20 protein-coding genes are annotated in these 20,373 nt (G+C 41.5%); 16 read left to right on the plus strand and 4 right to left on the minus strand.

Going from position 1 to position 20,373, the window contains the following annotated elements:
• Nucleotides 1–106: 106 nt before the first annotated feature.
• The 12 genes from deoC (at nt 107) to ribB (ending at nt 11,310) form a co-directional block, all read left to right on the plus strand.
• Nucleotides 107–757 carry a deoxyribose-phosphate aldolase gene (deoC, locus tag CRO16_RS09940; RefSeq protein WP_097056455.1) on the plus strand — a complete coding sequence of 217 codons (651 nt, stop codon included), beginning with the start codon at nt 107–109 and terminating at the stop codon, nt 755–757.
• The gene (gene deoD / locus CRO16_RS09945) at nt 754–1,452 is read left to right on the plus strand and encodes a purine-nucleoside phosphorylase (RefSeq protein ID WP_097056225.1); all 699 of its coding nucleotides are present in this window, start codon (nt 754–756) and stop codon (nt 1,450–1,452) included. The genes deoC and deoD overlap by 4 nt, the downstream gene beginning before the upstream one ends.
• A 201-nt stretch (nt 1,453–1,653) precedes the next feature.
• Nucleotides 1,654–3,132 carry a Na+/H+ antiporter NhaC gene (gene nhaC, locus CRO16_RS09950; RefSeq protein WP_097056226.1) on the plus strand — a complete coding sequence of 493 codons (1,479 nt, stop codon included), beginning with the start codon at nt 1,654–1,656 and terminating at the stop codon, nt 3,130–3,132.
• 146 nt (nt 3,133–3,278) lie between these two features.
• Nucleotides 3,279–3,917 (plus strand): peroxiredoxin, encoded by a 639-nt coding sequence (locus CRO16_RS09955; protein ID WP_097056227.1) that lies wholly within the window; start codon nt 3,279–3,281, stop codon nt 3,915–3,917.
• Nucleotides 3,918–3,932: 15 nt separating this feature from the next.
• Nucleotides 3,933–4,244 (plus strand): thioredoxin family protein, encoded by a 312-nt coding sequence (locus CRO16_RS09960; RefSeq protein WP_097056228.1) that lies wholly within the window; start codon nt 3,933–3,935, stop codon nt 4,242–4,244.
• Nucleotides 4,225–4,473, plus strand: a complete 249-nt coding sequence (locus CRO16_RS09965) for a DUF6952 family protein (protein ID WP_097056229.1) — start codon at nt 4,225–4,227, stop codon at nt 4,471–4,473. Before CRO16_RS09960 ends, CRO16_RS09965 begins: the two co-directional genes overlap by 20 nt.
• A 132-nt stretch (nt 4,474–4,605) precedes the next feature.
• Complete coding sequence (gene tpx, locus CRO16_RS09970; protein ID WP_097056230.1) at nt 4,606–5,106, plus strand: thiol peroxidase; 501 nt, start codon at nt 4,606–4,608, stop codon at nt 5,104–5,106.
• On the plus strand, nt 5,106–5,474 hold the full coding sequence (locus CRO16_RS09975) for a diacylglycerol kinase family protein (RefSeq protein ID WP_097056231.1): 369 nt from the start codon (nt 5,106–5,108) through the stop codon (nt 5,472–5,474). The genes tpx and CRO16_RS09975 overlap by 1 nt, the downstream gene beginning before the upstream one ends.
• A 184-nt stretch (nt 5,475–5,658) precedes the next feature.
• The gene (locus CRO16_RS09980) at nt 5,659–8,028 is read left to right on the plus strand and encodes a DNA translocase FtsK (RefSeq protein WP_097056232.1); all 2,370 of its coding nucleotides are present in this window, start codon (nt 5,659–5,661) and stop codon (nt 8,026–8,028) included.
• A 19-nt stretch (nt 8,029–8,047) separates the two neighbouring features.
• Nucleotides 8,048–8,692, plus strand: a complete 645-nt coding sequence (locus tag CRO16_RS09985; RefSeq protein ID WP_097056233.1) for a LolA family protein — start codon at nt 8,048–8,050, stop codon at nt 8,690–8,692.
• Complete coding sequence (locus CRO16_RS09990) at nt 8,693–10,141, plus strand: LptF/LptG family permease (RefSeq protein ID WP_097056234.1); 1,449 nt, start codon at nt 8,693–8,695, stop codon at nt 10,139–10,141. It begins immediately after the preceding gene.
• 32 nt (nt 10,142–10,173) lie between these two features.
• The gene (ribB, locus tag CRO16_RS09995; RefSeq protein WP_097056235.1) at nt 10,174–11,310 is read left to right on the plus strand and encodes a 3,4-dihydroxy-2-butanone-4-phosphate synthase; all 1,137 of its coding nucleotides are present in this window, start codon (nt 10,174–10,176) and stop codon (nt 11,308–11,310) included.
• On the opposite strand, the gene CRO16_RS10000 is transcribed toward ribB, so the two are convergent.
• On the minus strand, nt 11,307–11,936 hold the full coding sequence (locus tag CRO16_RS10000) for an NAD(P)H-dependent oxidoreductase (RefSeq protein ID WP_097056236.1): 630 nt from the start codon (nt 11,934–11,936) through the stop codon (nt 11,307–11,309). The genes ribB and CRO16_RS10000 overlap by 4 nt on opposite strands.
• Nucleotides 11,937–12,374: 438 nt before the next feature.
• Here CRO16_RS10000 and CRO16_RS10005 point away from each other — a divergent pair, with 438 nt between their 5' ends.
• The gene (locus tag CRO16_RS10005; protein WP_097056237.1) at nt 12,375–13,418 is read left to right on the plus strand and encodes a helix-turn-helix domain-containing protein; all 1,044 of its coding nucleotides are present in this window, start codon (nt 12,375–12,377) and stop codon (nt 13,416–13,418) included.
• Between the two features lie 7 nt (nt 13,419–13,425).
• On the opposite strand, the gene ligD is transcribed toward CRO16_RS10005, so the two are convergent.
• Together ligD and ku are read right to left on the minus strand one after the other, a co-directional pair.
• Complete coding sequence (ligD, locus tag CRO16_RS10010) at nt 13,426–15,849, minus strand: DNA ligase D (RefSeq protein ID WP_097056238.1); 2,424 nt, start codon at nt 15,847–15,849, stop codon at nt 13,426–13,428.
• Nucleotides 15,850–16,629: a non-homologous end joining protein Ku gene (gene ku, locus CRO16_RS10015; RefSeq protein WP_097056239.1), complete on the minus strand. Its 780-nt coding sequence runs from the start codon at nt 16,627–16,629 to the stop codon at nt 15,850–15,852. It lies immediately after the preceding gene.
• Between the two features lie 197 nt (nt 16,630–16,826).
• Between ku and CRO16_RS10020 the strand changes: the two genes are divergently transcribed.
• The 3 genes from CRO16_RS10020 to CRO16_RS10030 are packed head-to-tail and all read left to right on the plus strand — an operon-like array spanning nt 16,827 to nt 18,723.
• Entirely contained in the window at nt 16,827–17,684 is an 858-nt protein-coding gene (locus CRO16_RS10020) for an SDR family NAD(P)-dependent oxidoreductase (RefSeq protein WP_218839730.1), read from the plus strand.
• Between the two features lie 2 nt (nt 17,685–17,686).
• Nucleotides 17,687–18,346 carry a flavodoxin family protein gene (locus tag CRO16_RS10025; RefSeq protein WP_097056241.1) on the plus strand — a complete coding sequence of 220 codons (660 nt, stop codon included), beginning with the start codon at nt 17,687–17,689 and terminating at the stop codon, nt 18,344–18,346.
• A gap of 20 nt (nt 18,347–18,366) precedes the next feature.
• Nucleotides 18,367–18,723, plus strand: a complete 357-nt coding sequence (locus tag CRO16_RS10030; protein ID WP_097056242.1) for a phage holin family protein — start codon at nt 18,367–18,369, stop codon at nt 18,721–18,723.
• A gap of 556 nt (nt 18,724–19,279) precedes the next feature.
• Here the strand turns inward: CRO16_RS10030 and namA are convergent.
• The gene (gene namA, locus CRO16_RS10035) at nt 19,280–20,359 is read right to left on the minus strand and encodes an NADPH dehydrogenase NamA (RefSeq protein WP_097056456.1); all 1,080 of its coding nucleotides are present in this window, start codon (nt 20,357–20,359) and stop codon (nt 19,280–19,282) included.
• Nucleotides 20,360–20,373 lie beyond the last annotated feature (14 nt).

Consider the following 20,373-nt stretch of genomic DNA (forward strand, 5'->3'; position numbering starts at 1 on the left):
TTATATTTGCGAGGTTTTGCTCTTCAGAAAAAGATTCTGCTTTTATTGAGCAGAGTCATGAAATGAGCAATCCTTTTTATTCAATTTTACAAAAACATAATTCATGATTGAAATCAATAAATATATCGATCACACGATACTAAAAGCTACGGCCACCGAGGAGGATATCATTCAGCTTTGCAAGGAAGCTGTGGAATATGACTTCTTTTCGGTCTGCGTGAACAGCGGGTATGTATCCCTGGCTAAAAAAAATCTTTCAGGATCTAATGTGAAGGTTTGTACTGTAGTAGGTTTTCCGTTAGGCGCAATGTCTACCGCTGCAAAAGTCTTTGAAGCTACCAAAGCTCTGGAAGATGGTGCCGAAGAAGTTGACATGGTGATCAACATTGGAGAACTTAAATCAAAGAACTTCCAAAAGGTAGAAGAGGAAATAGCTGAAATCAAAAAAGCCATTGGAGATAAGGTACTAAAAGTGATCATCGAAACCTGTTATCTCACCCCCGAAGAAATAGTTGAAGCCAGTGAACTTGCAGTAAAGGCAAAGGCAGATTTTGTAAAGACCTCCACCGGATTTGGAAATGATGGCGCAAGATTGGAAAATATTGAGCTTATGAAAAATGCGGTGATTGGACAGGCAAAACTTAAGGCATCCGGCGGAATCAAAAATTTAGACACAGCCCTCTCATATATTGAAGCAGGTGTAGAAAGAATAGGCACCTCTTCGGGAGTATCAATTGTAAACGAATTAAATAAATGAGCATTCACATTGGCGCCAAAAAAGGCGATATAGCAGAAACAGTTTTATTACCGGGAGATCCTTTAAGGGCAAAATGGATAGCAGAGACCTATCTGGAAGATATCACATGTTACAATAAGGTGCGGAACATGTTTGGGTACACGGGTACCTACAAGGGCCGCAGAATTTCAGTTCAGGGTACAGGAATGGGAGTTCCTTCAATTTCCATTTATGCCCATGAGTTGATCAATGAGTTCAACGTAAAAAATCTTATTCGGGTAGGCAGCGCAGGATCTTATCAAAAACACATAAAGATCAGGGATATCGTAATTGCCATGGCGGCATCTTCAACTTCAGGTATTAATCAGGCGAGGTTCCAGGGAGCTGATTTTGCTCCTACTGCCAGTTTTAACCTTTTTCAACAGGCTATTGAAAAAGCAAAAGAAAAGGGGATTGAAGTCAAAGCGGGAAATGTGTTGACCAGCGATGAGTTCTACGCAGATGAATTCGAATCTTACCAGATGTGGTCAAAGTTTGGAGTGCTCTGTGTTGAAATGGAATCTTCAGGTCTTTACACCATTGCCGCGAAACATAAGGTAAATGCACTTTCTCTGTTGACCATTTCAGATTCTTTGGTGACGGGAGAAAAAACTACTACCGAAGAAAGGGAAAAGACCTTTGGGGGAATGGTAGAAATTGCTCTTGAATTAGGATAAATTCAGCCGACAAAAATTTTTTAAGCGGAAATTCTTCAGCAGGATTTCCGCTTTTTTTTGCTTCCGAAGCTGTAAAAGCTCGATACAGGGAAGTTTTTTATGTTTAAAAGAGGCATAAACCGGTTAACAATTGAACGGGTAACTTTTAACTTTTACTTAAATATCGTAACATTACAGCCTCATAAAATTATCCCCCCTTAAATGGAAGACGAAAAATTTATTGAAGACACCAAAATTGTAGAAAATCGGGAGTTGAATATTTGGGAAGCACTTTTTCCCGTTTTTGCCCTTATTGGGATGCTTGCCTATAACGTATTTGTCTATGGTGACGACTCTTTAAGCGGTTCAAACCAGTTTATTTTACTTCTTGGAGGCGCAGTTGCAGCAATAGTTGGACTTTTCAATAAAGTCTCCTTCGACACCATGATCGAGGAGGTCGCAAACAACATCAAATCCACAACCGGTGCTATTCTTATTCTTTTAATGGTAGGATCTCTTGCCGGCACCTGGCTCATTAGCGGGATCATTCCCACGATGATCTACTATGGATTACAGATCCTTAATCCAACCATCTTTTTGGCAGCGACTGTAATTATATGTTCGGTTATTTCAGTGGCAACCGGAAGCAGCTGGACCACATCGGCCACTGTTGGTATAGCTTTGATCGGAATAGCCGAAGCACTGGGAATTTCTGTTGGCATGACGGCAGGGGCAATTCTTTCCGGAGCCTATTTTGGAGATAAGATGTCTCCGTTGAGTGACACCACTAACCTTGCTCCCGCCATGGCAGGCACAGACCTTTTCACCCACATACGGTATATGACCTTGACCACAGTTCCTACAATAACTATAACGCTCCTGGTATTTATCATCTTAGGATTTACTATAGAACCATCGGGCACTGCAGATACGGCTGCCATTTTAAGCTCAATAGAATCTGCTTTTAATATTAGTGGGTGGTTATTTGTGGTACCTGCATTGGTGATACTTCTCATTGTTAAAAAAACTTCCCCATTGATCGCGCTCTTACTGGGAACCTTACTTGGTGCTGCAGCTGCTGTGATCTTTCAGCCAGATGTAGTCGCTGCTGTAGCGGGATATGACAACCTTTCTTTTGAAGCAGCCTACGTAGGGCTCATGAATTCTATTACGGTAGAAACTTCTATTACAACAGATAATGCGCAGTTGAATGACCTTTTCTCTTCAGGAGGAATGTCCGGGATGCTGGGAACCATCTGGTTGATCATTTGTGCCATGGTATTTGGAGGAATCATGGATGCCATAGGTGCCCTTGCTACAATCAGTAAAGCACTGCTGAATTTATTTCATACCACCTTCGGACTTTTTGCCAGTACCGTATTAAGTTGTATCACCTTGAATGCAACTGCTTCAGACCAATATCTGGCGATCGTAGTTCCCGGAAAAATGTTTGCAAAAGCCTACAGAGACAAAGGCCTGGCGCCGGAAAACCTGAGTAGGTCGTTAGAAGATTCCGGTACGGTGACTTCAGTATTGATTCCGTGGAATACTTGTGGAGCCTATCATAGCGGGGTGCTCGGGGTGCCTGTAGCATCTTATTTTGTTTATGCTATCTTTAATTACCTGAGTCCTTTTATGACGCTTTTATATGCGGCGTTCAATATTAAAATAAAGCAGTTGGCGGTCAAAACCACCGCTTAAATAAGTAAAGATTATAGATTAATCAAATAGTTATAGTCAAAACCTATTTGTTGATAAAAAATAAAGATTTACGGCCCTTCTCGGGCCGTTCTTTGTTTTTATCTTTGCATCAAATTCTAATAATAACTACAAAAACTTAAATAACTATGGCATTAGTAGGTAAAAAATTCCCGAATCTTCAAGTGAACGCAATGAACGACATGGGAGACACATTCAAAATCAACGTTTTTGAGGAAGCTAAGAATAATGCAAAAAAAGTTTTGCTTTTTTGGTATCCTAAAGACTTCACTTTTGTTTGTCCTACAGAACTACATGCTTTCCAGGAAGCATTATCTGAATTTGAAAAAAGAAATGTAATGGTGATAGGAGCTTCATGTGATACTCCCGAGGTTCATTTTGCATGGCTAAATACTCCAAAAGACGAGGGAGGAATTGAAGGTGTAACATACCCGATACTTGCAGATTCTAACAGAAACCTGGCAAATCAGCTTGGGATCCTTGATATCACCAATGAGAACTATAATGAAGAAACAGGAATTTACACTGTGGAAGGTGACAACGTAACTTACCGCGCCACTTACCTTATTGATGAGGAAGGAACAGTTTTCCATGAAGGGATCAACCATATGCCTCTTGGAAGAAATGTGAAGGAATTTATTCGTTTGATCGATGCTTACTCTCACGTACAAGAAAAAGGTGAGGTATGTCCTGCAAACTGGGAAGAAGGTAAAGAAGCTATGAACGCTAATCGTCAGGGAGTTGCTTCTTACCTAAGTTCTAATTAAAAAAAGGATTTGGAAATGGAAGAATTAAAGAATGATAACCTGGCCGAAATGGTCGCAGAAAATGAAACAGTAGTTGTCCAGTATATGGCCGGCTGGTGTGGAAACTGCAGAGTCATGAAGCCAAAGTTTAAAAAACTTGCTGCCGAAAACCAGAACGCAACGTTTTTACTGGTGGATGCTGAAAAGTATCCTGAGTCAAGAAAACTGGCAAAGGTTGATAATTTACCGACTTTTGCAACTTTTAAGAACGGGCAACTGGTGAATCAGGTACAAACGAACAAATTTGAACTTTTAAAAGACTTAGTCAATGAAGTTACCAGTAATTAGACACCTGCAAAAGAACAATGATCAGGAAAAGCTAGAGAATACTCTTGAGGTGCTCGAATCTTTCTGTGACCATCGCTCTGTGACCGATGAGGAAATGGATGTGATAGGAGAATTGATCAGTAATATTTGTGGTGCTCTGGAGGTTCAAAAAATGATCGGTGAGGGAATGGCCGAAAAGGATGCTGCAAATTCCTTTATGCAAAAAGTGCTGAGTTCTATAGATAAATAGAACCTGTATTATATCCATAAAAAAGGCTGCTTTCATAAATTGAAAGCAGCTTTTTTGTTTTATGACAATTTTAGTAAAATACAAACCCTAAAATTTTAATTTTAGTAGCTCAAACCACCAAGAAAGCAGGATATGTCACAAATAACGCAAAATGGGAAATCTGTCACTACATATGGCCACTTACCCGAAAAAGGAGAAAGAGCTCCACACTTTGAACTTTTAAAATCTGATCTAAGCATTGCCACCCTTCAGGATTTTAAAGGTAAAAGAGTGATCATGAATGTCTTTCCAAGTATAGACACCCACGTTTGTGCTACTTCAGTAAGAAATTTCAACGAAAAAGTAGCCGAACTTGATAATGTAGTGGTACTTAATATTTCCAGAGATCTTCCTTTTGCACAGGAACGCTTTAAGAAAGAGAACGGAATAGGAAATGTCACCAATCTTTCAGATTTCAGGGAGCGGAACTTTGGAAAGGATTACGGACTTGAAATGATCGATGGTCCCTGGGAAGGGCTTTTATCACGGGTGGTTATCGTTCTTGATGAAAATGGAAAGATCCTGCATACCGAACAAGTAAAGGAAATTGATCAGGAACCTGATTATCTGGAAGCACTTAAACCTCTTCTCTAATGTATGATTTTATCACCGGCCGAATTAAAGGAGGTGGTTATGCAATTAAAGGGGCGTGGCTGCTGTTAAAGTATGAGCCCAGCATTCAGGTGCAATTCGTTCTTGCCATCCTCGTTACTATCGCCGGCTTTTACTTTGAAATCACAGCGACCGAATGGATCCTGCAATTGTTGGCCATTGGCCTGGTGATGGCAACCGAAGGCGTAAATACGGCAATTGAAAACATTGCCGACTTTGTTCATGCCGATTACCATGTGAAAATAGGAAGGATTAAAGATGTCGCTGCAGGAGCAGTCTTTTTTGCGGCCATAATCGCCTTTATTATAGGGCTCATCATTTATCTGCCTTATGTATTTTATACCTTTTAAAGGTTTAAGTTCAAAGTCCAAGGTTTAAAGTTCAAGGTTACTCCAGTTTAACGATCCCAAATCCACTATTCCCTAATTAACCAATCCCGAATTCCCCTCTTTAATTAACTTGAAATAGATTTTTCCTTTTCTTTATATTAGCTGGTGCGAATTTGTATTTTTGCCCCAAACCCTCAGTTCCATTATGGCTAAAAGAAAAGCTGTCAAAAAACCCTCTTCCAAACCATCATTTTCGAAGTCATCCCTGGCGCTTTCACCTAAAAGTAAAGTGATCCTGGGAAGTTTTTTGATCTTTTTTGGACTTGCCCTTTTAATCGCTTTTGCTTCCTTCCTGTTTAACTGGCAGGCAGATCAAAGCACACTCACACAACTGGAAAACCGGGAAGTTGAGACCCAAAATCTCCTTAGCAAATTTGGAGCAGCAATAAGTAATTTCTTCATTTTTGACGGATTTGGAGTAGCTGCATTTGCCATTGCTTTTCTCACCATCATAACCGGTTTCTATTTCTTTTTAAGTCTAAAGAAAAAACCTCTTTTCCAATTCTGGTTCTGGGGTCTCCTCGTGATGACCTGGCTATCTGTCTTTTTCGGATTTTTTGCTGAACAAAATGCTCTGCTGGGAGGTACAGTAGGCTTCGAGATGAACGATTATTTGCAGGATTATCTTGGCTTCACCGGCACTATTCTTCTTCTCGCCTTCCTGCTGATTGTTTACATGGTTTCCCGATTCAGGCTTACCCCGGAGAAGGTGATCAATGCCTTTAGAAAAACTAAGGATGATATATCTGAAGATTTTAAGTCCTCATCTTCCTCTTCTGTTTCTGAAGAGACACCGGTAAGAACAAATGCTGAAGAAAAGAAAAAGGAAGAAATAACTTCAAAACCTGTTGCCCCAGCGCCTGAAATACCAAAAACACCCCAGCCGGTAACCGAAAAAGTGGTGATCCAGTCTCAGGAAGACCCCGATGATGTAGCTATGGAAGTGGAGACTGCACAGGAAGAAGAGGTGGAAGATAATCTCAGCAAAAAACTGGTCGAAGATTACGGGGAATTCGACCCTACGCTGGAGCTGAAGAATTACCAGTTCCCTACCCTCGAACTGCTAAAGGATCATAATGCGAACGGTGGCGGAATTACTATCAATCAGGAAGAGCTGGAAGAAAACAAAAACCGCATTGTTGACACCCTCAAAAATTATAAAATAGACATTGCCCAGATCAAGGCTACAGTTGGTCCCACTGTTACTCTATATGAGATCATTCCTGAAGCCGGGATTAGGATTTCCAAAATAAAGAGTCTTGAAGATGATATAGCTTTGTCACTTTCGGCACTTGGGATCAGGATCATTGCTCCTATTCCGGGCAAAGGAACAATCGGGATCGAAGTTCCCAATAAGAATGCTACCATGGTTTCCATGAGGAGTGTGATCGCCTCTCCAAAGTTCCAGAATGCAGAAATGGAATTACCTATGGCCCTTGGGAAGACCATTTCCAATGAGACTTTTGTGGTAGACCTCGCTAAAATGCCCCACCTGCTAATGGCGGGAGCTACAGGACAGGGTAAATCTGTAGGTTTAAATGCTATCCTTACTTCGCTGCTGTACAGCAAACATCCGGCTGAGGTGAAATTCATTCTTGTGGATCCCAAAAAGGTAGAATTGACACTCTTTAATAAGATTGAAAGACACTACCTCGCGAAATTGCCCGATACCGAAGAAGCTATTATTACAGATAACACCAAGGTGATCAACACCCTTAACTCTTTGTGTATTGAAATGGACAACCGTTACGAGCTGCTTAAGGATGCAATGGTTCGTAATATCAAAGAATACAACACAAAATTTAAGGCACGAAAACTCAACCCCGAAAACGGTCATAAATTCCTGCCTTACATAGTTCTTGTGGTAGATGAATTTGCAGATCTTATCATGACGGCTGGAAAAGAAGTAGAAACTCCTATTGCACGTTTGGCACAGCTGGCCAGGGCAATCGGGATACATTTGATCATTGCCACCCAAAGACCGTCGGTAAATGTAATTACGGGGATCATTAAAGCAAACTTCCCCGCCAGGATCGCTTTTAGGGTAACTTCCAAGATCGATTCGAGAACCATTCTGGACAGCCAGGGGGCAGATCAGCTTATAGGAAAGGGAGATATGCTCTTCACCCAGGGAAATACGCTTCTGCGGTTACAATGTGCCTTTGTGGATACCCCCGAAGTAGATAAAATTACCGAATTCATAGGCTCTCAAAAGGCTTATTCAGATGCTTACCACCTTCCGGAATACAGCGGGGAAGAAAGTGGCACATCTCTTGATATTGATGTTGGCGACCGGGATAATCTTTTCCGCGAAGCCGCCGAAGTCATTGTAATTGCGCAGCAAGGTTCGGCATCCTTACTTCAGCGAAAACTGAAACTGGGATATAACAGGGCAGGAAGAATTATCGATCAATTGGAAGCAGCCGGAGTTGTTGGTCCTTTTGAAGGCAGTAAAGCACGGCAGGTGTTGGTACAGGACATTGAAGGTTTAAACCAGCTATTGAACGACGAATAAAAAATTTAACCACAGAATAATGAAAAAGATAATTCTATTAGCGATTACATTCTTAACAATAACGGCAGGTTTTGCTCAATCTAAAGGAAAGGCTACTACCCTTCTCGATGAAGTTTCATCAAAAGTTGAATCCTATGACAATATCATCATTGAATTTAAATATGCTTTAGAAAACACTGCCGAAAATGTAAAACATGAAACCCGTGGGGATGTTAGTCTGCAGGGTGAAAAATATCTCCTGAATATTATGGGAACTACCAGGTTATTTGATGGAGACAAATTATACACCATCATTCCTGAAGACGAGGAGATCAATATTTCCAAACATGATCCCAGGGAAGACAACGATATTACTCCTTCAAAAATGTTGACCTTCTACAATGACGGCTACAAATCTGAATGGGGTCCTACAGAAGATCTTAAAGGCAGAAAGATCCAATATATCAAGCTTACTCCCATAGATTCTGATGCCGAGATCAAAGAGATTAAATTGGGTATTGATAAGCAAACAAAACATATCTATAATCTTATCCAAACTCAGGATAACGGTACAAAGATCACTATTACTGTAAATAGTTTTAAGACAAATCAGCCTATTCCCGCCTCCCTTTTTCAATTCAAGGAAAGCAGGTACAAGGATTACTACATTAACAGACTGGACTAATTGAAAATTTTAGACAGGTACATACTTACCAGCTACCTCAAAACATTTTTTACTGTTTTTGTAATACTTATGTTCATATTCGTATTACAAACCATATGGCTATACATTGGGGAGCTGGCAGGTAAGGACCTGGATCTTGATATAATTTTTAAATTCCTACTCTATTTTAGTCCCAAGCTTATACCGTTAGTTTTACCGCTAACGATCCTGCTAACCTCCATAATGACCTTTGGAAGTTTTGCTGAGAATTATGAGTTTGCCGCTATGAAGTCTGCAGGAATTTCGTTGCAACGGGCTATGAGGTCATTAACTTTTTTTATCCTCCTTGTTAGTGCAACAGCCTTTTTATTTGCCAATAATGTCATTCCGGCTTCGGAATATAAATCCATCAACCTTAGAAAGAATATTGCCCAGCTCAAACCGGCTATGGTAATCTCTGAAGGGGTTTTCAATGACCTGGGGCAGATAAATATTAAGGTCGAAGATAAGTCGGGTGATAATGGACAGTATCTACATAATGTGATCATTCACAAGAAGAATGAACGTCGTCCCGGTAATTACACGGTGATCAAAGCTACTGAAGGGGAATTGGCAGGTAGTTCAGGTTCAAACGTGCTTAGTCTTATCCTTAAAGACGGAAACTACTATGATGAGATCATGACAGCTTCCCCCAGAGCCCGCACTAAAAAACCCTTTGCCAAGAGCTCATTTGATGAATATGTGATCAATATGGATCTTTCGGGCTTTAATGATGTAGACCTGGATGAGGAGAATTACAGCAATTCCCATAATATGTTGAAGATCTCTGAACTCAACCAAACCATTGATTCTTTCTCAACCTCCTATAATGAAGAAATTGAAGCCCTCTCCCGCAATATGTATAACCGTACCGGGCTGGAAAACTTGAAAAGGGAAATAAAACCGCAGGATACTGTTTTCGATCTTCAGGAAGGTATTCTTCCCATCTATGAAACCCATCAGGCAGCCCAAATTGTAAATCTTGCTCTGGGAAATGTCAACGGAACGCTTTCTTCAATTACCACCAAACAAGCCGAGCTAATACAGGCAGCTAAAAGATTAAACAAGTTTGAGATTGCCTTACATGAGAAATATGTCCTGGCTTTTGCCTGTATCATCCTCTTTTTCGTAGGAGCACCTTTGGGAGCTATTATTAGAAAAGGTGGTATGGGATTGCCAATGGTGATCGCTATTATGATCTTCCTGGCCTATCACTTTATTGGGATCTTTGCAAAAAATAGCGCCGAGGAAGGGCAAATAAGTCCATTTTTAGGTACCTGGCTTTCTACCTTGATCATGCTCCCTCTTGGGATCTTACTTACATACAGGGCAACCACAGACCAGGGGTTATTCAGCTTCAGCATTCTTTTTGAACCAATTAGAAAGGTCCTTAAAAAAGCCCAGATCATGGGTCGATCCGAAAAGGATTAATATCTTTGCCAGGAATAAATTTCAGCACTGTTATGGCCCAGGAAACCTCCTTCAAATTGCATACGATTAAAGAAGCTATTGACGACATTAGAGCCGGAAAGGTGATCATAGTTGTTGACGATGAAGATCGTGAAAACGAAGGAGATTTTGTAGCCGCTGCCGCGACCGTTACTCCCGAGATGATCAATTTTATGGCCATGCACGGCCGCGGACTCATCTGCACTCCTCTTACTGAAAAACGTTGTAAGGGGCTTCAGCTGGAAATGATGGTGGGGAATAATACAGATCCTATGGAAACGGCCTTCACCATTTCTGTAGATCTAAAAGGAAAAGGAGTTACTACGGGAATTTCAGCTTCAGACAGGGCAAAGACAATTAAAGCTCTAATTGATCCCGAAACCAGGCCCTATGACCTTAGCCGTCCGGGACACGTTTTTCCGCTAAAAGCCAAGGAGGGTGGAGTTCTAAGAAGAACCGGGCATACCGAAGCCGCTATAGATTTTGCGCGTCTTGCAGGATTTGAACCTGCCGGGGTGATCGTGGAGATCATGAATGAGGATGGCACTATGGCCCGTCTCCCTCAGCTGATAAAAGTGGCAGAAAAATTCGATCTAAAGATCGTTTCCATCGAAGACCTGGTTGCTTACAGAATGCAACACGATTCCCTTATCGTAAAAAAGGAAGATTTTGACATTGAAACCCGGTTTGGTAACTTCAGGCTAAGGGCTTATCAACAAACCACCAATAATCAGGTGCATATCGCCCTGACCAAAGGCGCCTGGAAATCTTCAGATCCGGTCCTTGTACGTATGAATTCGACCCTTGTCAATAATGACATTTTAGGCACCCTTACCAATAATGCAGAGAAGAAACTGGATTATATGTTCAAGGCTATTAATGAAGAAGGAAAGGGAGCCATTGTATTTATTAACCAGGAAAGTCAATCCCTTAATTTGCTGAAAAGACTTGGAGAATTAAAAGATCTTCAGAAAGCAGGCGAAATGAAAGCTCCTCCCCTTGTAATGGACAGCAAAGATTTTGGGATAGGTGCCCAGATCCTTCATGACCTGGAGATCCATAAAATTAGATTGCTCTCCAATACCAAACAAACTAAACGTGTTGGAATGATAGGTTACGGCCTGGAGATCACCGAATACGTCAATTATTAATATTCAATAATCGTTTCGTCCAGAGGCCTTCTCACCTTTTTTAATTCGGCAAAGAAATCATCTGATGCTCGATAACCAACGGGTAAGGCAAGAACGGCTTCAAGATTATGATTCCCCAGGTCAAGTATTTTTCCATACTCTTCGGGATTAAACCCTTCCATAGGGCAGGAATCAATTTCTTCCACAGCGCAGACTGTAAGTAACGTTCCCAGCACCAGGTAGGCCTGATGTGTGGCCCATACCTTCACCTCATCCACCGGTTTCTGTTCAAAATCCCCAATAAGAGATTCCCTGAAAGGGTGTAATATTTCATCGGGGGTTTGGCGTGTATCTCTTACTGTTTTAAAATAGTTTTCTATGAACTCCTTTCCCACATTTTTTTCAATGCATATCACCAGCACATGGGAAGCGGTTCCCACCTGTTTTTGATTATAGGAAGCAGCCATTAATCTTTGCTGCAAAGGTTTATTCCGCACCACTAAAAGCTTTAGAGGCTGTAGGCCATAAGAGGTTGCAGTAAGATTAAAAGCTCTTTTGAGGATCTCTATCTTTTCTGAAGAAAGAATTTTTTCAGGATCAAATTTCTTTGCCGCATATCGCCATTTTAAGGCGTTTATACTTTCCATCGGGAATATTTTTCACAAAGATAAGGCTCCCGGGGGGAGGCTGCAAGTTGGAATTAAGAGTACGGGAGAAAGGCAGGAAGGAATTTAATAAGTGTTCCTTTTCCTGTTTCTTTTTTCGCGGTAAATGCTGGATATTTTACGAATGAGGAACCCGCTCACCAGCACCACCACCACAATCTCCAGGCCCAAAATCAAATAATATACAGTCATAGCAATTTATGAAACTAAATGAAATGTAAAATTAGCTTAAATAAACGTTAAGGCTTACCGTTTTTAGCACAAGTAGTAAAAGATATAACATTATATTTCATCAATTAAACAACAGCTTTGATTAAGTTTAGGTGGAAAATTAACGTTTTTCAACTAACTATTAGCCGATATGGGGTATTACCCGGCAAACCCTTAATAAATTTATAATTTAGGTCCTAAAATTCAATAATGGAGATTTTTGTAAAGGCACTTCCCGTAGATGAGATTCTTGAAAACTTTTCAAAAGAATTTAAAATTCCCCTCAAAAAAGACTGTGGAGAACTTACTGTTGATCTTCCCGAACAACTTGGGCAAGGTTACATTAGGGGTGCCAGCTTCGAATCCGGAATAGGAATTATCCAGTATCATGTAACCTTTTTTAAAGACATGGAAATTCATTTTACCATGAACAAGACACATCCCTTAAAATTTATTTTTTGTTCTGAGGGAAGGGTCAATCATGCCTTTGAGGAGAATATGGACATGCATACTATTGATACTTACCAGAACGTCATTGTAGCCAGTAGCGGCCATAACGGTCATATTTTATACTTCAAAGCAAATGAGACGGTACATGTAATTAGCCTGGAAATAATCAGGGAAGAATTCAACCAACGGGAAAATTTTGGCTACAAGGACCTCGAACCCAAACTCAAGCAGTTATTTCAGGACGAGAAGGCAAGGGAGCTTTTCTTCTATCAGGGAAACTACAGTATCCAGGAAGCAGATATTGTCGAAAGTATAACCCATGGGGAACATTCGGGATTTCTACGGAATATATTTCTTGAAGGAAAAGCATATGAGATGCTTTCAAAACAGATTGCCCAATACAACGATGATCAAAATGGAGGGAAATCTGCTATTCTACGAAGAAGTGACGTAGAAAAGGTAAAAAGAGCTGTAGAATTAATCGAAGAAGATCTCACTAAAAATTATTCTGTAGATCATCTCGCAAAAGAAGTGGGAACCAACGTGAATAAGCTTCAGGAAGGTTTTAAATACATGTTCAATCTCACCGTGAACAAATATGTACAACAGGTGAAACTGGAGGCTGCCAGGGAATTATTAACGCATTCTGAACAAAACATTTCCCAAATTGTGGCCTTGATCGGCCTTAATAACCGAAGCTACTTTTCCAAGGTCTTCAAGGAAAAATATGGAGTAAGCCCAAAATACTTTCTGCATCAAAAATCTGAGCCGGACGACGATGAAGAATTTGACGGAGATAAATAATTGAATTTTAAGAAGACAAAGCTTCAAGGGCATCTTCGATCACTATTCCTTTTTCAAGTACGGGTTTAAAAAGATCGGGCTTTTGCTCTATACGTGCAGGCATCGTTTTAATATTGAATTCCCGCATGTCAAGGCCAGGCTTTACTTCCTTCCATTCTAAAGGTGCAGAAACCGTTGCTCCGGGTTTCGGTCTTGCACAATATGGCGCCGCAAGGGTTTGACCTTTGCGGTTTTGTAGAAAATCAAGATATATTTTTCCTTTCCTTTTTTTTACATTCCTTTCCATCGAAGTGATCTCCGGCAGTTGTTCCATAATAAAATAACATAGGATCTTGGTAAAATCTCTGGCCTCTTCATAACTGTATTTCCCGCCTAGCGGAATGTAAATATGCATACCACTTGAGCCTGATGTTTTTATGTAACCTTTTATTTTGGCTTTATCCAACACTTCCTTCGCCACCAGTGCCACTTCAATAACCTGCTCAAAAGTGGTCTTTTCTGAAGGGTCTATATCTATTACTGTAAAATCAGGATTTTCCAGGTTTCCTTTGCGGGAGCTCCAGGGATTGAGTTCTATACATCCCAGGTTAGCCAGATAAATAAGACTGGCCTCATTCTGGCACATCAGATATTCGATGTCCTTTCCTCCCGATTTTGAATGAACCTTTATGGTTTCCAGCCAATGCGGAAAAATCCCCGCAGTATCCTTCTGGTAGAATCCCTCTTCGTTGATCCCATTCGGGTGCCGGTGCAGGTTCTGTGGACGGTCCACAAGAAACGGGAGTATAGTTTCAGAGATCTGCAGGTAATATTCGATAAGATCATATTTCCGAAGGCCTGACTCGGGCCAGTAAACTTTGTCCAGATTACTTATAGGAACCTGAATCTCACCTATTTCCAGAAATTCTCCTTCCTTTTTTGCAGCAGGCTTTTGTTTTGGAACTTTGACCATTTTCTCCTTAGTGATCTCCTGCGGCACCTTATCCATTCGCAATCCTTTGAACGACGGATGCCGCAGATGTCCGGATTTGGTCCATTCAGAAAATTTAACCTCGCAGATAAGCTCCGGATGAAGCCAGGTAGCAGTTCTTCCTTTCAGGTTGATCTTCTTCTTAAAAGGTTTATCATCGGTAATGAGAGGTTTGAATTTTTTCATGAGATCCCGCTTATCCTTATCAGAAAATCCCGTCCCACAGTTGCCAATGTACACCAGTTCTTCATTTTTGTGCATCCCCAGGATAAGCGAACCAAAAGGCCCCGCAGTTTCAGAATCTGTAAAACCACAGATCAAGGCTTCCTGACTCTCAAAAGCTTTTATTTTTAACCACTTATCGCTTCGTGTGCCGGGGGAATATTTCGAATCGGCTTTTTTGGCGATCACCCCCTCCATACCCATCTCAACTGCCTGCTCAAAAAAGGCTTTTCCCATGCTTTCTACATGGTCGCAGTAATATACCTGCGGAATATCCTCGATCACCTGCGGAAGTAGACTCTTTCGTTCAGTGAGAGGCTGATCCATAATATTGTGCCCATTTAGATACAGTAGGTCAAAAACATAGTAACGCAATTCGCCTGAAGGATCATTCTGGTAATTCTGAAGCTTCTGAAATTCCGGCTTTCCCTCTTTGTCCAAAGCCACTATTTCCCCGTCCAGGATCACATCGTGAGGAATGTTCTTTAACTGCTCATAGATCTCCTTGAATTTTGCTTTAAAGGAAATTCCGTTGCGGGAATAAAGGTCCACTTTCCCCTGCTGAATATTGGCTATTGCCCGGTATCCATCCCACTTCAATTCATAGATCCAATTGGCTTTGTTGAAAATTTCAGGAGCCTTGGTAGCAAGCATGGGTTTTATGAGTTCTGTGACCTTTAGCTGTTTCACTTTTTCTGAAGCTGCATGTTCACTTAATTTTTCGGCATCATAGTCAAGATCTGTAGAGAATTCATCGCTTTTTTTGATGAGCAGCCATTGATTGTCTTTTTCCCCGCCCCTCCTGGTGTGGACCAGGGCAAAAGTGCCTTTGATTTTGGTACCAAAAAAGGTGATTTTAAGGTCTCCCTTTTTTAGCATTTTTAGAAGGTCAGCTTCCTTACCTCCTCCTGCGGCTTCATAGATGCCTTCATCCCAGATACTCATCTCCCCTGCCCCATAATTACCTTTGGGAATTGTGCCGTGGAAAGTGAGATACTTAATTGGATGATCTTCGGTCATGATGGCCAAACGCTTGTCTGCGGGATTCATGGAAGGTCCTTTGGGAACGGCCCAGCTTTTCAGCACTCCCTCCATCTCCAGGCGCAGGTCGTAATGCAGCCTGCTGGCCCTATGGCGTTGTATAACAAACCTTAGGCGGCCTTTATTCTTTTCGTAAACCGCTTCGGGTTCGGGGGTATCAGAAAAATTCCGTTTTTTACTGTACTCGTCAAGTGCCATTTATGAAGCTTTCTTCTTCTTTTTCTTCTTATCTAAACTTGCCTTCAGCTGTGCCATAAGATCTGTTGCCGGCGTAGGTTTGGATTCGAACTTTTCCACCTTTGTTTTCTTTCCGGAGCTCTTTGCCTTAATGATCTTGAGCAATTGATCATTATAAACATCTTTAAAATCTTCAAATTTGAATTCTTCGGTATACTGCTCGATCAGGGATTTTGCCATGTCCACCTCCTTTTTGGAAACCTTGATATCGGGTAATTTTAATTCCGAAGGATCCCTAATTTCATCGGCGAACCTTATCACGTGCAATACAAGTGCATCTTTGTACACGCCAATAAGGCTAAGATTTTCCTTAGCCCTCATTACAAAGGTCGCCACTCCAAGTTTACCGGTATCTTTTAAGGCATCTCTCAACAGGTTATAAGACTTTTCCCCATCTTTTTGAGGTTCCAGGAAATATGGTTTTTTAAAAAGCACATCAGAAACTTCGCTTTCTTCAATAAAAGCTTCAATATCAACAGTTTTTGACTTCTTCATATTCGCTTTATCGAAATCCTCTTTTTCGAGAATAATATAAGAATCATCCTGCCGGTAACCTTTTACAATATCCTTCCACTCCACTTCTTCGCCAGTCACTTCATTCACCCGTTTATATCTTATCCTGGCGTGATCATTTTTATCAAGCATATCCAGGTCCAGCTTTCGCTCTTCACTGCCCGAATACATTTTGATGGGGATACTCACCAGTCCAAAACTTATCGTACCGTTCCAGATAGATCTCATAATTCATTTTTTTATTTGCTTCTCTACAAGATACCCGATTTTTTCACGCTTTCCTGAAGGATTAGCATTGTCTTAACGACAACAGCAGAATTACGGCAATGATTTCGCTAAACCTTTCTTAATCATTTTGCAAACCCTCAAAAACCAGTTAAATTAGAAAAGTCCCTATTGTTGAAGAAATTTTAAACCGAATGAAGATGAAAAGACTGGAAAACAAAGTAGCTATTGTAACAGGAGGAGCCACAGGAATTGGAGAGGCTATTTCAAAGAAATTTGCCGCCGAAGGTGCGAAGGTTTTTCTCGTAGGAATGCCTCAGGACCCTGTAAAACAGGTAATAGAGGATATTAAAAAAAGTAAAGGAAAAGCCATTGGTTTTTCTGCCGATATTTCTTCTGAAGAAAATGCCAAAGAAGCTGTGGAGACCGCAGTAAAATATTTTGGGCACCTGGATATCCTTATCAATAATGCCGGAGTCTATCCTGAAGTGAACACTATAGATGAATTTTCTGTAGAAGCATTTGATAATCTCCTGAAGAATAATCTCAGAACCACATTTTTGATGACCAAATATGCCATTCCGCATTTAAAAAAGAGCCGGGGCTGTATAGTTGCAGCAGGTTCTGAAGCCGGAAGCATAGGAATCCCAAATGTTACTCCATACGGAGGCACCAAAGGCTTCATTCATTCCTTTATAAAAGGGGTTGCCGCCGAGCAGGCTAAAAATGGAATAAGAGCAAATATTGTAGCTCCCGGACCAATAGACACTGCCTGGACTCATAAAGAAACCAGCGACATCAATAAGAAAATTGAAAAGCAGATGATGAGCGCCACCCCATTAGGCAGACGTGGTACTCCCGAAGAGATCGCCAATGTCTACCTGTTCCTTGCTTCTGAAGAGGCATCTTATGTCACCGGGGCTATTTATGCCGCCGATGGAGGAATTACAATAGGAAAAGGGCCGGTTGGGGATGAAGTCCCTTCAAAACTCAAAAAAGAACCAAAAGGAACATTAAACCTGAAGCATCAAATGGATGGTGCCACAAACCTAAGATAAACATGAAGTTAAAAGCACTTTTTCTCAACTGTACATTAAAAAAATCCCCTGAAACCTCCAATACTGAAGCCTTTATTGATCAGGCTAAAATGATGTTTAAGGAACTGGATGTGGAAACCGAGAGCATAAGGGTTGTCGACAAAAATATCAAGTTCGGAAATTCTTCCAATGAAGGTGAGGATGACGGCTGGCCCGGGATCCTGAAAAAAGTAAAAGCCAGTGATATAGTAATTATTGCCACCCCTATCTGGCGTGGCGATCGCAGTTCTGTAGCCAAGATTGTGGGAGAAAGATTTGATGGCATCTGGGAAGAGGCGAATAAGGAAACCGGGCAGTATCCCACCTTTAACAAGGTTGGGGGAGTTATGGTAGATGGAAATGAAGACGGCGCCAAAAAAGCTATTTCAAGCATCTGTTTTGATCTTTCTGAACACGGCTTTACAGTTCCCGTCAATGCTTTTAGCTATTACGTAGGTAAGGCAGGACCTGGACCGGCTTATATAGAAGCTAAAGGAGACAGGCATTTCTTCACCAACAGAACTTTATATCTCATGGTCCATAACATGGTACACATGGCTAAAGTCCTAAAGGAAAATCCATATCCAACCAATGTGAATGAGCTTAAGAAAAAAGCTGAGAAAATAAGTGACACAGAAGACTAACCTATAAAAAACCAATCATTATGCTTAACTGGCTACTCCACATTATAATTGACGCTGCGGTGCTTTTAATTGCAGCAAAAATGTTACCCAAGGTAGAACTAAAAGGCTGGAAAACGGCGATTTTAGTTGCCTTCCTTATTGGGATCCTCAGCTTTCTATTAAGCTGGATCCTTACTGCAGTGCTCAATATTGCGACGCTGGGAATTTTCTATTTCCTGGGTCTCGGCTTTATTACCAGGATCATTGCTTATGCGATCATCATCGAAATTGCAGATAAACTGAGCAGCGATTTTAAAACTCACGGATTCATGCCGTCATTATGGCTGGCCATCATCATTGCCATTGTTGGATCCCTGGTGGACTGGATCCTGCTATAAGTTCAGGTTTTAAAAATGATAAATCCCGGCAGAATTTTTCCTGTCGGGATTTTTTTGTTTTAAAATTATTTGGCCACGAATTCACGAATGATTTTTTTGTGGTGCCGACCTGTCGCCTCTTTTAAACCCAGGCCCCGATGGGGCTGTTGGGTTTTTGATCATTTATTCCCCGGGTTGAAACCCGGGGCTACCGATCTATCGCACCTACGGGGCTTTTGGATTTTTGATCATTTACACCCCGGGTTAAAACCCGGGGCTACTGTCGCCCAGATGGGGCTGTTGGATTTTTGATCATTTATTCCCCGGGTTGAAACCCGGGGCTACCGATCTATCGCCCCTACGGGGCTTTTGGATTTGGATCATTTAAACCCCGGTTGAAAACCCGGGGCTACCGATCTACTGCCCCTACGGGGCTTTTGGATTTGGATCATTTACACTATCTGCCACCACTGCGCGGTTTGCAACGCGCAATACGAAAATCAATTTTCAATTAGAACCATTTTCTGTCCTCTGACCTCTGCCCTCCTACTGATCACTGATCACTGATCACTGAATACTACTTCCTCTTCGCTCTCTGATATTGGTTTGGCCAATCCATATCAAAATCCAGATGTTTTGCTGCTTTCATTGGAAAATAGGGGTTTCTAAGCATTTCGCGACCTATAAAGATCATATCTGCCTGCTCGTTTTGAAGCACTTCCTCTGCTTCTTCGGGAGTGGTAATAAGCCCTACAGCTGCGGTCATTATTCCGGCTTCAGCTTTAATTTTTTCTGAAAAGGGCACCTGGTATTTTTTCTTTACCGGGATGATCACATCTGAAACGAGTCCGCCCGAAGAGCAATCCACAAGATCCACACCTCTTTCTTTTAATATTTTTGCCAGCTTAACCGATTCTTCTTCATTCCATCCCCCCTGCGCCCAGTCTGTCGCTGAAATCCGGATAAAAAGAGGAAGTTCCTGCGGCCATTCCTCCCTGATTGCATCCACCACTTCAAGCACTAAACGACTTCGGTTCTCAAAGCTGCCTCCGTACTCATCAGTCCTTCGGTTACTAAGCGGGGACAGGAATTCGTGCAAAAGATAGCCATGGGCTGCATGGATCTCTACAACTTTAAAGCCCGCTAAAAATGCCCTCTTTGCCGCCTCATTAAAATCCAGGATCACTTTTTCAATTCCGGCGGAATCTAATTTAAGCGGATCGGGATGGTCTTCAAAAAATGGAATTGCAGAAGGTGCTACAGGTTTCCAGCCTCCCTCCTCTTTGGGTACCAATAACCCGCCTTTCCAGGGGCTGGAGGTGGAGGCTTTTCTTCCGGCGTGGGCCAGTTGGATTCCGGGGACACTGCCGTTGGCTTCCAAAAATGTGGTGATTTGTTTCAGTTTTTCAATGTGTTCATCTTTCCATATTCCAAGATCATCGGGAGAGATACGGCCTTCAGGAGAAACAGCGGTAGCTTCAGAAACAACAAGTCCGGCGCCACCAACGGCACGGGAACCCAGGTGCACCAGGTGCCAGTCATTGGCAAAACCATCTTCACTGCTGTACATGCACATGGGAGAAACCCCGATTCGGTTTTTAAATTCAACAGATCTTATTTTCAAAGGCTGAAAAAGCCTTGGGGAATTACTAATCATTTTTTGGTTTTCAA

Source organism: Salinimicrobium sediminis, assembly GCF_900215295.1.
GTDB lineage: Bacteria > Bacteroidota > Bacteroidia > Flavobacteriales > Flavobacteriaceae > Salinimicrobium > Salinimicrobium sediminis.

Coding starts and splice junctions, on each gene's coding strand:
- ribB (WP_097056235.1), top strand. CDS start 10,174: ATGGCCCAGGAAACCTCCTTCAAATTGCATACGATTAAAGAAGCTATT.
- CRO16_RS09965 (WP_097056229.1), top strand. CDS start 4,225: ATGAAGTTACCAGTAATTAGACACCTGCAAAAGAACAATGATCAGGAA.
- ku (WP_097056239.1), bottom strand. CDS start 16,629: ATGAGATCTATCTGGAACGGTACGATAAGTTTTGGACTGGTGAGTATC.
- CRO16_RS10025 (WP_097056241.1), top strand. CDS start 17,687: ATGAAGTTAAAAGCACTTTTTCTCAACTGTACATTAAAAAAATCCCCT.
- CRO16_RS10030 (WP_097056242.1), top strand. CDS start 18,367: ATGCTTAACTGGCTACTCCACATTATAATTGACGCTGCGGTGCTTTTA.
- CRO16_RS09985 (WP_097056233.1), top strand. CDS start 8,048: ATGAAAAAGATAATTCTATTAGCGATTACATTCTTAACAATAACGGCA.
- CRO16_RS10000 (WP_097056236.1), bottom strand. CDS start 11,936: ATGGAAAGTATAAACGCCTTAAAATGGCGATATGCGGCAAAGAAATTT.
- deoD (WP_097056225.1), top strand. CDS start 754: ATGAGCATTCACATTGGCGCCAAAAAAGGCGATATAGCAGAAACAGTT.
- CRO16_RS09975 (WP_097056231.1), top strand. CDS start 5,106: ATGTATGATTTTATCACCGGCCGAATTAAAGGAGGTGGTTATGCAATT.
- CRO16_RS09980 (WP_097056232.1), top strand. CDS start 5,659: ATGGCTAAAAGAAAAGCTGTCAAAAAACCCTCTTCCAAACCATCATTT.
- CRO16_RS10020 (WP_218839730.1), top strand. CDS start 16,827: ATGAAAAGACTGGAAAACAAAGTAGCTATTGTAACAGGAGGAGCCACA.
- CRO16_RS09955 (WP_097056227.1), top strand. CDS start 3,279: ATGGCATTAGTAGGTAAAAAATTCCCGAATCTTCAAGTGAACGCAATG.
- nhaC (WP_097056226.1), top strand. CDS start 1,654: ATGGAAGACGAAAAATTTATTGAAGACACCAAAATTGTAGAAAATCGG.
- tpx (WP_097056230.1), top strand. CDS start 4,606: ATGTCACAAATAACGCAAAATGGGAAATCTGTCACTACATATGGCCAC.
- namA (WP_097056456.1), bottom strand. CDS start 20,359: ATGATTAGTAATTCCCCAAGGCTTTTTCAGCCTTTGAAAATAAGATCT.
- CRO16_RS10005 (WP_097056237.1), top strand. CDS start 12,375: ATGGAGATTTTTGTAAAGGCACTTCCCGTAGATGAGATTCTTGAAAAC.
- ligD (WP_097056238.1), bottom strand. CDS start 15,849: ATGGCACTTGACGAGTACAGTAAAAAACGGAATTTTTCTGATACCCCC.
- CRO16_RS09960 (WP_097056228.1), top strand. CDS start 3,933: ATGGAAGAATTAAAGAATGATAACCTGGCCGAAATGGTCGCAGAAAAT.